The 14,260-nt window shown below is 44.9% G+C and carries 14 protein-coding genes; 6 read left to right on the forward strand and 8 right to left on the reverse strand.

Going from position 1 to position 14,260, the window contains the following annotated elements; all coding sequences use genetic code 11:
• Positions 1 to 227 precede the first annotated feature (227 nt).
• Positions 228 to 713 (forward strand): DUF3237 domain-containing protein, encoded by a 486-nt coding sequence (locus tag JHD45_RS06150; RefSeq protein WP_199475628.1) that lies wholly within the window; start codon positions 228 to 230, stop codon positions 711 to 713.
• Between the two features lie 90 nt (positions 714 to 803).
• Here JHD45_RS06150 and JHD45_RS06155 read toward each other — a convergent pair whose 3' ends face one another.
• From JHD45_RS06155 to JHD45_RS06170, 4 genes are all read right to left on the reverse strand, one after another.
• Positions 804 to 2,171, reverse strand: a complete 1,368-nt coding sequence (locus tag JHD45_RS06155) for an APC family permease (RefSeq protein WP_199475629.1) — start codon at positions 2,169 to 2,171, stop codon at positions 804 to 806.
• 108 nt (positions 2,172 to 2,279) lie between these two features.
• Entirely contained in the window at positions 2,280 to 2,750 is a 471-nt protein-coding gene (locus JHD45_RS06160) for a MarR family winged helix-turn-helix transcriptional regulator (protein WP_199475630.1), read from the reverse strand.
• A gap of 243 nt (positions 2,751 to 2,993) precedes the next feature.
• On the reverse strand, positions 2,994 to 4,388 hold the full coding sequence (locus tag JHD45_RS06165; protein ID WP_199475631.1) for a flavin monoamine oxidase family protein: 1,395 nt from the start codon (positions 4,386 to 4,388) through the stop codon (positions 2,994 to 2,996).
• 11 nt (positions 4,389 to 4,399) lie between these two features.
• Positions 4,400 to 5,938 carry an amidase family protein gene (locus JHD45_RS06170; RefSeq protein WP_199475632.1) on the reverse strand — a complete coding sequence of 513 codons (1,539 nt, stop codon included), beginning with the start codon at positions 5,936 to 5,938 and terminating at the stop codon, positions 4,400 to 4,402.
• 578 nt (positions 5,939 to 6,516) lie between these two features.
• Between JHD45_RS06170 and JHD45_RS06175 the strand changes: the two genes are divergently transcribed.
• Entirely contained in the window at positions 6,517 to 6,657 is a 141-nt protein-coding gene (locus JHD45_RS06175) for a hypothetical protein (protein WP_199475633.1), read from the forward strand.
• 35 nt (positions 6,658 to 6,692) lie between these two features.
• Here JHD45_RS06175 and JHD45_RS06180 read toward each other — a convergent pair whose 3' ends face one another.
• Together JHD45_RS06180 and JHD45_RS06185 are read right to left on the reverse strand one after the other, a co-directional pair.
• Entirely contained in the window at positions 6,693 to 7,754 is a 1,062-nt protein-coding gene (locus JHD45_RS06180; RefSeq protein WP_199475634.1) for a class I SAM-dependent methyltransferase, read from the reverse strand.
• Positions 7,744 to 8,352: a gamma-glutamylcyclotransferase family protein gene (locus JHD45_RS06185; RefSeq protein WP_199475635.1), complete on the reverse strand. Its 609-nt coding sequence runs from the start codon at positions 8,350 to 8,352 to the stop codon at positions 7,744 to 7,746. The genes JHD45_RS06180 and JHD45_RS06185 overlap by 11 nt, the downstream gene beginning before the upstream one ends.
• Positions 8,353 to 8,707: 355 nt before the next feature.
• Between JHD45_RS06185 and JHD45_RS06190 the strand changes: the two genes are divergently transcribed.
• From JHD45_RS06190 to JHD45_RS06205, 4 genes are read left to right on the forward strand one after another with little or no spacing between them, the layout of a single operon-like run.
• Positions 8,708 to 9,493, forward strand: a complete 786-nt coding sequence (locus JHD45_RS06190) for a transporter substrate-binding domain-containing protein (RefSeq protein WP_233407647.1) — start codon at positions 8,708 to 8,710, stop codon at positions 9,491 to 9,493.
• 5 nt (positions 9,494 to 9,498) lie between these two features.
• Entirely contained in the window at positions 9,499 to 10,161 is a 663-nt protein-coding gene (locus JHD45_RS06195; RefSeq protein WP_199475637.1) for an amino acid ABC transporter permease, read from the forward strand.
• Entirely contained in the window at positions 10,158 to 10,808 is a 651-nt protein-coding gene (locus JHD45_RS06200) for an amino acid ABC transporter permease (protein WP_199475638.1), read from the forward strand. Before JHD45_RS06195 ends, JHD45_RS06200 begins: the two co-directional genes overlap by 4 nt.
• Positions 10,795 to 11,523, forward strand: a complete 729-nt coding sequence (locus JHD45_RS06205) for an amino acid ABC transporter ATP-binding protein (RefSeq protein ID WP_199475639.1) — start codon at positions 10,795 to 10,797, stop codon at positions 11,521 to 11,523. Before JHD45_RS06200 ends, JHD45_RS06205 begins: the two co-directional genes overlap by 14 nt.
• A gap of 80 nt (positions 11,524 to 11,603) precedes the next feature.
• Here the strand turns inward: JHD45_RS06205 and JHD45_RS06210 are convergent, their stop codons facing one another.
• Positions 11,604 to 13,136 carry a DHA2 family efflux MFS transporter permease subunit gene (locus JHD45_RS06210; RefSeq protein WP_199475640.1) on the reverse strand — a complete coding sequence of 511 codons (1,533 nt, stop codon included), beginning with the start codon at positions 13,134 to 13,136 and terminating at the stop codon, positions 11,604 to 11,606.
• A gap of 9 nt (positions 13,137 to 13,145) precedes the next feature.
• Entirely contained in the window at positions 13,146 to 14,207 is a 1,062-nt protein-coding gene (locus tag JHD45_RS06215) for an HlyD family secretion protein (protein ID WP_199475641.1), read from the reverse strand.
• Positions 14,208 to 14,260: the final 53 nt, after the last annotated feature.

The raw sequence follows: 14,260 nt of genomic DNA on the forward strand, positions 1-14,260 counted from the left end.
AGACCCAACAACGATGCAGCAATCCCTAGTGAAAATCATACGCTTATATTAGCGCACAGTGTCATAGTGTCGTTTAAATTTCATGATTTATGACCTAAAAGAATTTTATCAGTCAGAGAAAAACACACAGACTGCTCCTTCTTGTTGCATTCAATAGCAATTAGAATAAAAATAGTTTAACAATAAAACAAAAACACATTCTAAAAATGAATCGCAAGGACATCATTATGCCAACATCAGCTCACCAACTGACGCTTAGGGTACACATCGTAGCGAAAATTACCCCACCCATCGAACTGGGAAAAACACCAGACGGTATCCGTATGAACTATCCCATCATAGGTGGTGAGTTCTACGCAATTTGTGACGATCAATCGAAGATAAAAGGAGTGGTGTTACCCAATGGCGCTGATTTTTTTCGTGAGCGGGCCGACAAAGTAGGAATACTGAATGCCATCTATTCCCTACAAACCGAAGCGGGTCAAGTGATTAACATCCAAAATACGGGGCTAATTCGTAACACCCCAAAAGGTCAAGAAATGGTTGAGCAAGGCATTTGGCCCATTCCAGAAAGTGAGTATTACTGCCGCTGTACTCCCGTTTTTTCCGCACCAGAAGGGCCTCTATTCTGGTTAAACGACAGCATTTTTACCGGTTCGGTTACCTATCCAGCGGCAGACACTGTCGACATAAAAGTCTTCGAACTAACCTAATCACACAACCTTCCTTAATTAGATAGTCAAAAAGCGTCAAACAGATACGAAAAAGAACAGGTCATCAGACCTGTTCTTTTTTGATGAGGACTACACCTCCATGGCGATTTTGGTTTTTTGTCGATTCACTAAGCCATAAATAATGCCTGCCGTTAACCAAGTACCTCCCAAGATCATCGCAAAACGATCCATCCCAGAGAACACCGCAAGCACAATCGCCGCCCCCACAATAGGCACAATAATATGGACAAACCACTTACGATCGGGATTATTCAGCCCAAAGCGAACAAACACCGCCACATGCAGTAATAAAAAGCCGGATAAGGCACCGAAATTAACCAGAGAGGCTAAGATGTCGAGGTTATCTTTCATAATCAATGCGGTTGCAAGGGTGATTACCGTTGCCACCATCATTGCCATATAAGGGGTTTGAAATTTGGGGTGTAATTTAGACAAAAAATGCGGCAATTGACGATCACGTCCCATAGCAAACAACACGCGCGCAACACTAGATTGCATTGGCAACGTATTAGAAAAGCCCACAATAATGGCTAGCAACCACGCCAAAGTCGTCGACGCCCAAGGGCCCACTTGAATGGCTAAAATTTCAAAAATAGCGGTAGCAGGATTCGAGTACTCAATGCCCTTCATCAGGTTACCAATTACCAAGGTCGTCACCGTAAATACCACGCCACACAGAGCGAGAACAATCATAATGGCACGGCCAATTTGCTTCGCATCTTTCGTTCGAGTTTCTTCTCCTAATGTGGTGATGGCATCAAACCCTAAAAAGGACAAAACACAAATAGAAGCACCCGCTAACACATAGTGCCAGCTAAAATCCACGCTGTTATAGAGGGGCTCTAAAGTCACTGCGCCGGTACCTTTACCATCCTGTAAGGCAAAAATCGCCAAAGCAACTACGCCACCTACCATTAAAAACTGCGCAATAACCGCGTACAAACTGGCTTTCGCTGTAACATTGACACCAAACCAGTTAATAAGAAACGACGTCCCCACTAAGATTAAGATCCAGTTTTCACGACTAATCGATGGCACTAAAATATGAGTACTGAATGACATCAGTACAAATACCAAGGCGGGAATCAATAAGTAGTCCAATAAAATCATCCAACCACCGATAAACCCCGCAAAATTGCCCAAGCCAAATCGGACATAGCTGTATATAGAACCGGCGGATTGAACTTGCTCCGACATGGTGACATAGCTTCTAGCCGTAAAATACATGCAAATAGTGGCCACCACATACGCAAGGGCAATAAAGCCGCCCGAGACATTCCACACAAAACCAAAGGTGGTCAGTGGTGCAACGGGGGCAATAAAGGCTAAACCGTAGGCCACTAACTCTTTCAAGCCCAGTGATCTTTTCAGTGATTGTACGTCATCAGATTGCTTGATGCCTTGTTTCGCTGTTACTTCTAATACTGTTTCGTTCATGATCGGTACCTTGATTTATTATGGTTTTTATTTTTTGAAGCCGAGGCCCAGGGTCGTGGCAAGGCTTCTTTTTATTGTTTTGGATACTGCATTGCTAAACGTTGAGAACTAACACACGTTCTGGGACTGTTTTTGTTTCTTTTTTTCCGCCTCAAGATCCGCCAGAACTTTCGCCAATACCTTTTCAAGAGATAACTCAAAGATCTCCCTTTCATGGGGGGTTAATGTGGCAAGCATGCTCGCGACCCCTTCATTAGAGAGTTTTTTGGCTTTTTGTGCTGTCGTGACACCTTCTGGCGTTAAAAAGAGCTGAGTTTGGCGAGCATCTTTGTCGTTCACGACTCTGTTCACTAAACCCGATTGACACAATTTTGTGACGGTTCTAGAAACGATAGTCCGTTCTAAAAAGGAGTTTTCGACCAAGCTATTAATATTAATGCCCGTCTCATCGGCGATCAGAATAATCAACCGAACCTCACGCAAAGTGAGGCCCAACTGAGATTCATGGCGCATGCTCCCCACTTCTTTCGCTCGAGAATTTAATTCATCCAATCTGAGAGTGAGATATTTACTAGCCATTAACTACCTCCGAAAAATATGTGCAATTTACGCTATGTGATATGTGCACACAGTTAAGTTTTTTAATCCACATTTCATGCCATTTTCATCACGGTTATATAAAACAAATATTATTGTTATTTAAAACAACAGTTTATTTATTAAACATCCTCTTTGGCACGATGTTATTCCCTCGCTGGAACGCCCAATGTTGGACTATATTGGGTGGAATTGACCCAAAAAGGGTGAACCTTTAGTCATCTCCTAGTTCACAGCTTGATGGCGATGCTTCACGTTTAAAACGTCAAGAATCTCTTGCGCAACACGCTCTGCCGATTGCAGTGCCCCTTCCATATAACCAGCCCATTGCGAAGCGGTTTCAGTCCCTGCAAAGTGGATACTATTAATTGGTTGACTAACCGCTTCGCCAAAAATGCTCCAGGCACCTGGTGGCAAGTAACCGCCATAAGCCCCCCGTGAGTACTCTTCTTGCGCCCAATCTAGTTCTTTATATTCAGTGTAACGATCGACTTGTGAACCAAAATAGTCGCGTAAACATTCGATGACTTTTTGCTCGCGCTCTTGGGCTGTTTTGGTTCCCCAGTAACGACCTTCATCCGCTTCCATAAAGCCAACCAAAATGCCACAGCTGCCATCTTGCGGTGAGTTGTCATAGGTCAAACTCAATGGCAAAGTGGTCGACGATGCCAAACCACTAAGCTCTTCGTCACGCCAGAAAGGCTTATCAAATGTGACGATCACTTTGATGACGGCCCCCATGGCAGTGCGTTGTGTTAATTGATCACGAATGCCTGGAAGGGCGGGTTTATAAGACAAACGACCCGCCAACGCTGGTGGCAAAGCCACAACAACGCGTTTAGCGTTCACTTGAAGGGAATGGGTAGACACCACCACGTGATGATTAAAATGTTCAATACAAGTAACAGGCTGGTTCAGTAGCACATCGTCACCAAGACGTTTCGCCAAGCCGATTGGTAACTGTTGTGCCCCATTGGTAAAACGCAATTCTTGCGCCCCATCTTCAGTGCTAATTAGGGTATCAACGCCTTCGCCTGACGCAACATAGAACAAGACATGCAACATTGACAGTTCATGGGCTTCTGCCGAAAAGATCGACATGGCAATGAACGTCATAGCATTCCTAGCTATATCAGATGTCGTATTCTGACGAATCCAATCGGCGTATGTGATTTTATCGTATGCACGATGCTCTTCTTTTGCCCATGGCTTCGTCGTATCGATTTCAAAAGCCAGCTCATTTAAACGAGCCATAGCGCGTTCAATTTCTTCTGCAATATCGTCGTCCATCTCAGGGAAAAAACTGTCTCTTACTTGTTTTTCTCCCGTCATCATGAAAACGTTCTTTCCTTTGTTGTAAGTCGGAAATAACTCTTCACCTAATGATTTGACAATTTTATGGGCTCGATGGTGGGTTGCTCCAAGCCATTGACCACCAAGATCCACTCGAGCCCCATTTTTCAAAGTATGGCTTAACAAACGGCCACCCACACGATCACGAGCTTCTAATACAAGTACAGACAATCCTTGTTCTTTTAAAAGGGTGGCAGTTTGCAGACCCGACAGCCCGGCTCCGACCACGACAACATCACATTCTTTCGTTATGGATACATTTCCCATTATATTTACTCCTAAGCAACAGATTTATCTAATGACAGTGGTGGGCAAGAGAACGGATTAAGCTGTCTGGCAGCCATTTCCGCAAACGCCAAGGTAGTATGATCCTGATAGAGATCACCAATGATTTGTACCCCAGCAGGCAAACCATTAACCAAATATCCTGTCGGCATGGCTGTCGCTGGCAAATTGGCTAAAGTCGCCAAACCTGGCCACGACAAGTTATAGAGATAGGGGGCTTGTTGACCGCTGATGGTCAATACACGACCAATCTGAGCACTAGGGCCATGGCCTTCCAATTGATGCTCGAAAGCAACCGTTGAGGTAACAGGGCAGATCAGTACGTCATATTGCTGGAAGAAGTGCTTCCATTTTTCACTATTTTCTGCGCGAGATTGGTTGACGGATTCACTTTCATGGGCAGGATGTTTGGTATATTCATACAATTCTTTCGCAAATTGCTTGCCTTCGAAAGACTGGGCTTGCGCTAAGAACGCCTCTTTCACATCCTTTTCCATGCGGCTACCGATTACCCCAAACAGCGTTTTTAAATAGGTATCATGGATATCTTGAGGATCAATGTCTGGATGAACACCGATATCCACATTAACGCCCTCTTGGCGAAGATCTTCTACAAATTGCAAAATGGCTTTGGCATAGCCTTCATCAAGCGGAAATGCATCTAACCAAACCCCTACTTTATATTCGCGTAAGGTTTGATAACGTTGTGGCGGAAGATGGGAAACAGCCGAATCATCGGACTCGTGTAGCCCACACAGCACACCAAATAACAAACGTAAATCCGAGGCATCACGTGCCAAAGGCCCCATGACACTCAGTGGGGATGGTGAAGTCGAAAATGGTCCCGGTGGAATATGCCCAACTACTGGCAACACACCATAAGTAGGCTTATGACCAAATACCCCACAAAAATGCGATGGACAACGAATAGAGCCACCAATATCACTACCAAGTTCCAATGCCGTAAAACCCGCCGCTAGTGATGCCGCAGAGCCACCAGAAGACCCCCCTACAGTATGTTTGATATTCCATGGGTTATTGGTTACGCCATAAATATCGTTATAGCTTTGGTGATCTCCACACCCAGCAGGTAAATTGGTTTTACCAAAAATAGAGGCCCCCGCATCACGGATACGCTTCACCAGAATCGCATCCTTCTTTGGACGATGGTTGGCAAGATGTGGTAAACCGCAGGTTGCTTTCATACCGACGACTTCAAATGAGTCCTTTATGGTCATCGGAAGCCCCGCTAGAACCCCAATTGGCTTATCTAGGGCCCGCAGGCGGTCCACTCGTCGCGCTGCGGCCATCGCTCGTTCTCTATCCTGATCAACAATAATATTAAGTTGGTCGTTTAATTGATCGACGCGGTTAAAATGCCACTCTAATAGCTCTGTGGCACTGAATTCTTTTTCTCTAAGCCGCTTTAGCATTAAATGAGCGGGGCCCGTTAGTACAGCCGTTTTTTCATCCATTAAAGTCGACATTTTTGAAGCAACCGCCGCATTCTTGTTAATAGAGTAATCAGTCATAATTTTTCCTATTATTTGTTTAATCTTCTCAAACAGGAATTTCGATTCATTCCTGATAACCCATCAGTCACCACAGCCATTTCAATAAAGGGGACGATACATGGGCAAATCACCTACGATTTGGCTTTTTCATGCCAAAACGGAAAACACTGCAACATGCAAAAATACGTGCAATTTGAAATATGTGATAAATGCACACATTTGTTTTAATCCATTTTTCATGCCACCTTTCAATTTTGTTATGCAAAACAACAATTTGACGATAAAACAGAGAATCAGTCAGAATTCTGTGCCGTTTTAAATGCACAATTTCGAGTCAATCTGGGTGAAATTGACCCAAAGTAGACAATAAGTCCGTACCGCTTTACCCATGTGAAAACAACCTAAGACAAGCCACACAAAGCACGCATTTAACATCATAAAATGGTGAAACAGCGTTAGGACTGGACAGTGCTTTTTAATGGAAGCGATGGGGTGGCAAGAGAAAGCCTAAAGTAGAATGTGTTGTTGATAAATTGTGGTAAGGGTTGCGATTTTTCTGGTCGCCACTATGGTCGCAAAACCAGACGGAGGCCGTCATGCCTACAATTGAGGCATTGCTGCTAAGCCCCAAATTAAGTAATCGTGTTGCGGATATGGTGAAGGATTTGGATGCTTTAGGCGTACCGTTTTATGATCAACAAATAATCTCGGTAAATGAAGGGGAAAAAGCATTATAGCGTTACACTAAGTAACGCTATAGGGACGTTTTAAGTTACTTTTTCTTCGGTTGACGTCCGTGATAAATAGCAAAACCTTTATCTCGTAAAAGGCGACTATGGGAACCTAATGCCGCATCTAACAAGGGCGGGTAGCGTAAGAAATCATTAGCCACCACAAACAACTCCCCATTGAGTGTCAGGTGATCTTTCACGCCCATAAAGAAGTGCTCAGCAATGCTGTAGTCCGTATTAATACCTGAATGAAAAGGCGGATTGGTAATCACATAGTTAAAACGACCTTTCACTTCTTTCAGGCCATTGGATGCAATCACCGTCACTGCCTGACTTGCCTGATTAGCAGCAAACGTCAACTGCGTTGCCTTAATTGCCAAAGCACTGTCATCCAACGCCGTAATATGCGCGCCCGTTTTGTAGTAAAGCCAAAGGGCAATAATGCCATCACCGCAACCGAAATCGAGCAAACGGGCATTTTCCACATCACTCATAAAACGGTGTTGACTCAGCTGCTCTAGTAATAGTTCTGTCCCTTTATCGAGTTTTTTATGCCCAAAAACACCGGGTAAGCTGCATAACACCAGCGACTGTCCAGCTACTTCCAGCGACCAAGTGGTCACCCATTTCTCCAAGAAAAAAGGTTCGGCTGAACGGCGTTTATAACCGTGATACAACAAACAGTGCTTCGCACTGTCCACCTTACCAACGTCGTCTAAACCCGCTTCTAGATATTTGGTCGCGGATTTCACACCACTTTTATTGTCACCCACTAACCAGACTTGTCCGCCTTCTTTTAAATGTGGCAATGTCACCGCTAAAAGATAGGTCAGAAGCTCTTTTGCCTTGGGTTGATAAATAATGACATGATCAAAATCACTGCCTAAATGCGCATCCCATTGCTCGCTAAACAACACTTTACTCTCGTCAAACCCCACTTGTATGAGCGCATCATACTGTGCTTTGGATTGGCTCCACGCATACACATCGGCTAGGTTGCCCAACTCTCGTGCATAAGTGTCTTCTGGATTGGCAAACAATACTTTGCCAGTCAATTCTGATTCATTGCGCGCCAATAATTGACTCGTGGAATTAAGGTTCATAGGTTACAGATAACTCTTTGGTAGAAAGGGTGGTGACAGGTGCTAATAAACGATTCAAGCGCTCTGTAGAGAGATCTCGCTGAACGCGGGGATAGCGTGGAGTTTGTCGATCATTCAATAATGGGGCATTCCAGCCCTTAGTTTGCGCTAAGAAATCTTGTACAAAAGCATCACCATGTTCCAAGCAGCCCGATAAAATCACATCGACATAACTTAAAGCAATGGGGCAGTCAGAGTGAGGAGCAACCACATCGGCAGTGTGATAGACCCAATAGGTGCCATCAGGAAGCGGATCATCTTGATAAGCGGTTAATTGAGATAATGAAATTTGGGCGCGCTCATAGCCACTCTCACGTTCATCAAATAGCGGCAGTTGATCAACAGGCACTTCCACTAACACACCGTTACAGGCCTGTGTTGGCGACTGAATCACCGCCACAGAACTCATACCAAACTCGGCAGACATGACAGACCAATGGCGTTCAAAACCCTGTAATTTCACGGGCCAAACTTGGCCTGTTTCCCCAGTTTTAGCACGACTTTGACTGTTGATTAGACTGCCATAACCTAAAATAAAATGTCGATTATGTGAATTCATCCTCACCTCCTAAGATCGCCGCCTTGATACGTTATATGGGCAAGCATAATAGCTTGCGAGCGATAGAAGTACTAGGGATAGACGCACCAGACGACCTTTAGAATTGACACAAGACATTGAGACAAGACACAACGCACCATAATAGACCATCAGTTTGCACCAACTTAATCCAATATCCTTCGATAATGCCCCAGACCATTGCTCATAAAAAAATAACCACTCGGTTAAGTTTTGTAAAATATGTCTGTGAATACATTATCTTATAAATAGTGTGAAATATAAATTTCACAATGGCACACCTGTTGCAATCTTGCGCTTAACACCATAGCCCCCAAATAAAGGAGCCCCCATGAGCATGAAATCTTTTTTCGGCAAACTGTTTATTATCGCAGCGTCTTTAGGTTCTATCGCCGCCGCTCAGGCGAATACCTTACAAGATATTCAGCAACGCCACCTGATCCGTATTGCCGTCCCTCAAGACTTTCCCCCCTTTGGTTCTGTCGGACTCGATATGCAACCGCAAGGCATTGACATTGACATGGCCAACTACATTGCCAAACAGTTGGACGTGAAACTGCAACTGGTGCCAGTAACCAGTGCCAATCGCATTCCTTATCTTCAAACCCATAAAGTAGACCTAGTCATTTCCAGTCTCGGGAAAAACCCAGAACGCGAAAAAGCCATCGATTTTTCCAAAGCTTATGCACCATTCTTCCTAGGGGTATTTGGCGAAAAAGACATCCCAGTTCATGACGCGGCTGACCTTGCGAATAAAACCGTCGGGGTGACCCGTGGCGCAATAGAAGATCTGGAACTCACCAAAATTGCGCCTAAAAGCACCACAATACAGCGCTTTGAAGACAATAATACCACTCTATCGGCTTACTTATCTGGGCAGGTCAATCTTATCGCAACAGGCAACCTTGTCGCCGCCAATATTGCCAAACGCGATCCTAGCCATGCCCCCGTTAGTAAGTTTGTATTGAAAAACTCGCCTTGCTACATCGGTATGATGAAGAACGAGCCAGAACTCAAAGCCAAAGTGAATGAACTGATCAGCAAAGCGCTAAAAGATGGCACCCTCAACAAAATATCTCTTAAATGGTTAAAAGCCCCGTTACCAAAAGGCTTTGGTGAATAACCTCCATGTTAGATTTTGCCGCTCTTTTACCCTATAGCCATGTGTTTATACATGGCTTAATAACGACCGTAGAAATCAGTCTGCTGGCGACCGTTTTGGGCTTGGTATTGGGGGCCACATTTGCGGTGGCTCGCCAATACGGTGCAACCTGGCTGTCACGCATCGTCAATGTTTACGTAGAACTCATTCGTAATACGCCCTTTATCGTCCAACTGTTTTTTATCTTTTTCGGCTTACCGAGTATTGGCTTAAAACTCTCTGCCTGGGAAGCGGGCATCATTGCGATGGTGGTGAACCTTGCCGCCTACAGCACCGAAATCATACGTGCAGGTCTTGCTTCCACACCCAAAGGACAGTGGGAAGCAGGTAAGGTACTTGGCCTAAGTTTTAAACAAACCCTGTTTCGCGTTGTCATCATTCCTGCAATCGAAAAGATCTATCCGGCCCTTACCAGCCAATGCATTATTGTCATGCTAGGCTCAGCGGTACTGTCTCAAATTTCAGTACAGGATCTGACCTATGCTGCGAATTTTGTGCAATCCCGTAACTTTCGCAGCTTTGAAAGTTATCTGGTCACCGCTCTCTTGTATTTGTTTTTAGCCATTCTCATGCGTAAAGCCTTTAACCTCATTGGAAAGAGATTGTTCTCTTATCGAGCTGAAAGATGATTGAGTTTTCTAACTACGACATTATTCGTAACTTATTAATTGCCACTCAATGGACAGTTCTGTTGTCGCTGGCCGCGTTTGTCGGTGGTATCAGTGTTGCCTTATGCTTGACAGCCGCCCGTTTGACCAAGAATCCAGTGCTGACAGGCCTGATCAAATTTTATGTGGAAGTATTTCAAGGTACGCCGCTATTAATGCAGATGTTCCTTTGCTTCTTCGGTTTGTCTTTAGTGGGGCTGAATATTTCAGCGTGGAACGCCGCCGTCCTCTCTTTGACCTTGTTCACCAGTGCTTTCTTGGTAGAAATTTGGCGTGGTTGTATCGACACCTTACCAAAAGGCCAATGGGAAGCCTCCCGTTGTTTGGGGCTGAGCTTTCTACAAACCCTGCGCTATGTGGTATTGCCACAAGCGTTTAAAGTCGCCCTAGCCCCCTCTATCGGCTTTTCCGTACAGGTTGTCAAAGGCACGGCCTTGGCCTCAGTCATTGGTTTTGTGGAGCTCACCAAAGCCGGCACAATGCTCAATAATGCCACCTTTGAACCATTCAAAGTCTTTGCCTTTGTCGCCCTCATTTACTTTGCACTGTGTTATCCCTTATCGCTGACCAGTAAAATTTTGGAGAAGAAATTCAATGTCTCTCGTTAATATTCATGAAGTACACAAATACTACGGCGATCTGCACGTTTTAAAAGGCATTAACCTCAATATTAAAGCGGGTGAAGTGATCTCCATCATAGGCCGTAGTGGATCAGGGAAAAGTACCTTATTACGCTGTATGAACGGCTTAGAAAAATACCAAAAAGGCGGCATCACAGTTGATGGCAAAGAGGTGACGACAGAAGAGATTCAAGTCAGAATATTGGCTCGTAGCGTCGGGATGATTTTCCAAAGCTTTAATCTTTTCCCTCATTTAACGGTCGGCGAAAACATCATGTTAGCGCCTACCATCGTTCTTAAAAAGAGCAAGCAAGAGGCGCAGGAAACCGCCAAAGCCATGCTCGAAAAAGTCGGCTTAGCGGATAAGTTTGACAGTTTCCCAGAAAAGCTTTCTGGCGGACAACAGCAACGCGTCGCCATCGCCCGTGCCTTAGCCATGAATCCGAAAGTGTTATTGTGTGATGAAATCACCTCGGCACTTGATCCGGAGCTGGTTGGCGATGTGCTAAAAGTACTCGAACAACTTGCCAAAGAAGGCATGACACTGGTGCTGGTGACCCACGAAATGAACTTTGCTCGAGATGTGGGCGATCGTGTTGTCTTTATGCACCAAGGTAAAGTCTGGGAAGAAGGCCCAGCGAAAGAGGTCTTTGCCAATCCGCAAACCGACGAGCTGAAAAACTTTGTGAATTCAGTACTCTAACTTGCTAAATCATCATTTAAAAACTCAGCAGGCGCTAATGGAGACCTCCATAGCGCCTTTTTCGACAAATAACCTTTCTTTTACTTGGCTTTTTTGTCCGCACCCTTGATGAAAAAAACCAAAGGCAAAGCACAAATCGCGACCCACATCACAAATCGAAAGTCTTGCAAATAAGCCAAGGTCGTCGCTTGTGTATTCACCATTTGATTAAGAGATGCCAAACCCTGAATCGTATGCGTATTCCACATACCCTCTTGTTGCACCACACCTAAGTTTAGGTTAAAAGGCGTCATATAGTCAGCAAACGCAGAATGGTTAATTTGCACACGCTGTGCCAGATAAGTAGTCACAACCGAAATACCAATACTACTACCTATATTACGTAACAGGCTGAACATCGCTGTCCCTTCATTACGGAATTTCGGATTCAATGTTGCAAAAGAAACAGTAGACAACGGAACAAACAAAAAGCCTAATCCTGTTCCTTGTATGATTCCGCTATAAATAATCGTGAACGCGGTAACATCGGCCGTAAACTGCGTCATTTGCCACAAAGAGATAATAACCAGCACTAAACCAAGGGAGATCATATAGCGTGGATCCACCTTACCCGACAACCTCCCCACCACTAACATGGCCGCCATGGTACCAAAACCACGAGGGGCTAAAATCGTGCCGACTGAAACCACAGGATAGTCCATGAGATCCTGCATAAAGGGTGGTAAAAGTGACATGGACGTGAGTAAAATCACCCCCACGATAAAGATAAAAATCATGCCTACCGTGAAGTTTCGATCTCGAAACATCTCCGGATCAACGAAGGGGTGACTATGAGTAAACGCATGTACAATGAACATGTAGCCAGTGATCACCGCGAGCATACACTCAATGATAATTTCTGGACTATTAAACCAGTTCTGAGACTGTCCCCGATCCAGCATCAGCTGCAACGCCCCAATACAAGTCCCCAACAACGCAAAACCAAATAAATCAAACTTACGGGACAGATCAATTTCGGTTTCTTTCACATACCGGGCGATCCCAAACCAAGCAATAATGCCAAATGGAACATTGATGTAGAACACCCAACGCCAACTGTAATATTGTGTCAGAAGCCCTCCCAGATAAGGCCCCAAAATCGGACCTACCATGACCCCCACACCCCACATCGCCATGGCAGAGCCATGTTTTTCTCTGGGGTAGGTATCCAATAGGACGGACTGGGACAAAGGCACTAGGCTGGCACCAAACACCCCTTGTAACAGGCGGAACAAAACAATCTGATCGAGCGACTGTGCGGCCCCACATAGGATAGAAGAAATGGTAAAACCAACCACCGAGGCCATGAACAGGCGTTTACGACCAATTCGTGACGCCACAAACCCCGTCAAGGGCATACAAATAGCTGCCGCTACAATATAAGAGGTCAGCACCCAAGAAATTTGATCCTGAGTCGTCCCCATGGATCCTTTCATATGCGGCAAAGCAACGTTGGCAATCGTTGTATCCAGTGCCTGCATAATGGTCGCTAACATCACAGAGAAAGTGATCATCAGAGTATCGGTGGTCATCTGAAAACCGCTTTGACTGGCTGAGGCCTGATTATTTGTCATAGACACACCTTACAGTTGGATGCCAAATAAACTGCGGTGGTGGTTCGTATCAATGGTCACCTCAGCACTCATACCATCACGCAGTACCGGCATGCCAGGTTGATCTTGAATACTGATTCGAACGGCCAAGCGCTGCGCAACTTTTACCCAGTTTCCCGTGGCATTTTGTGCAGGTAATACAGAAAACCGAGAGCCGGTAGCTGGACTAATGCTTTCTACGGTGCCTTTCCACACCACTCCTGGGTAGGTATCCACCGAAACATCGACGCTTTGCCCAGGTTTCACATAGGTTAACTGTTTCTCTGTGAAGTTCGCTACGATACGCTTATGGTCTGACACCAACATCATTCGAGTCGCCCCAGTATCGGTGTATTCCCCCACGAGAGGCAGGTGCGCAACAATACCACTGCTTGGCGCAACGACTTTGACATAACTTAAATTCAACTCGGCTTGATCAAGCGCAGATTGATAGATTTTATAGTTGGCCTGATCTTCAACGGGCATGTCTGGATTGCCACCCAGATCCGCTTTCAATTCTTTAATATTGTTTTTCAACTCAGCCACATTCAAGGCACTGACACGTACCGCTTCTTGCGCTTTATCGTAATCTGAGTCTGAAATGAAATGCTTTTTAAACACATTTTCTTGGCGCACTTCCTCACGTTGATTAAAAGCCAATTGTGTTTTTGCTAATTCGAGTTTGACCAATTCCTGCTGATAATCGGCTTGCTGCGCGAGTAAGTTATTACGAACTAAGTCCAATTGGCTTTTGGCTTTATCCACTGCCAGTTGGTAAGGTCTCGCATCAATGCTATACAGTAATTGCCCTTTATTTACGGCTTGGTTTTCTTTCACATCCACCGTTTTGATAAGTCCAGACACTTGGTTCGTAATGGCCGTCATATCCGCTTGCACATAAGCATCATCCGTTTCTACATCACGCCCACCTAGCATATATACCACTGCCGACACCAAAACGATCAAAAGAGGGACACCTATTAGCAAGAGGCGACGCTTTCCTCGATTGGCAGATTGCTTTGTCTCGATTGGTTTATTATCTTGTTCACTCATGTTATTTAGCTCTCCAAAAAGAGTCGATCTTGTCGCTTTGGTTGAATCAGGAA

It is taken from the genome of Marinomonas spartinae (assembly GCF_016461715.1).
GTDB lineage: Bacteria > Pseudomonadota > Gammaproteobacteria > Pseudomonadales > Marinomonadaceae > Marinomonas > Marinomonas spartinae_A.

What these genes read in the sequence shown, in the direction of transcription:
- JHD45_RS06150 (WP_199475628.1), top strand. Translation starts at nt 228, where the DNA reads ATGCCAACATCAGCTCACCAACTGACGCTTAGGGTACACATCGTAGCG.
- JHD45_RS06155 (WP_199475629.1), bottom strand. Translation starts at nt 2,171, where the DNA reads ATGAACGAAACAGTATTAGAAGTAACAGCGAAACAAGGCATCAAGCAA.
- JHD45_RS06160 (WP_199475630.1), bottom strand. Translation starts at nt 2,750, where the DNA reads ATGGCTAGTAAATATCTCACTCTCAGATTGGATGAATTAAATTCTCGA.
- JHD45_RS06165 (WP_199475631.1), bottom strand. Translation starts at nt 4,388, where the DNA reads ATGGGAAATGTATCCATAACGAAAGAATGTGATGTTGTCGTGGTCGGA.
- JHD45_RS06170 (WP_199475632.1), bottom strand. Translation starts at nt 5,938, where the DNA reads ATGACTGATTACTCTATTAACAAGAATGCGGCGGTTGCTTCAAAAATG.
- JHD45_RS06175 (WP_199475633.1), top strand. Translation starts at nt 6,517, where the DNA reads ATGCCTACAATTGAGGCATTGCTGCTAAGCCCCAAATTAAGTAATCGT.
- JHD45_RS06180 (WP_199475634.1), bottom strand. Translation starts at nt 7,754, where the DNA reads ATGAACCTTAATTCCACGAGTCAATTATTGGCGCGCAATGAATCAGAA.
- JHD45_RS06185 (WP_199475635.1), bottom strand. Translation starts at nt 8,352, where the DNA reads ATGAATTCACATAATCGACATTTTATTTTAGGTTATGGCAGTCTAATC.
- JHD45_RS06190 (WP_233407647.1), top strand. Translation starts at nt 8,708, where the DNA reads ATGAAATCTTTTTTCGGCAAACTGTTTATTATCGCAGCGTCTTTAGGT.
- JHD45_RS06195 (WP_199475637.1), top strand. Translation starts at nt 9,499, where the DNA reads ATGTTAGATTTTGCCGCTCTTTTACCCTATAGCCATGTGTTTATACAT.
- JHD45_RS06200 (WP_199475638.1), top strand. Translation starts at nt 10,158, where the DNA reads ATGATTGAGTTTTCTAACTACGACATTATTCGTAACTTATTAATTGCC.
- JHD45_RS06205 (WP_199475639.1), top strand. Translation starts at nt 10,795, where the DNA reads ATGTCTCTCGTTAATATTCATGAAGTACACAAATACTACGGCGATCTG.
- JHD45_RS06210 (WP_199475640.1), bottom strand. Translation starts at nt 13,136, where the DNA reads ATGACAAATAATCAGGCCTCAGCCAGTCAAAGCGGTTTTCAGATGACC.
- JHD45_RS06215 (WP_199475641.1), bottom strand. Translation starts at nt 14,207, where the DNA reads ATGAGTGAACAAGATAATAAACCAATCGAGACAAAGCAATCTGCCAAT.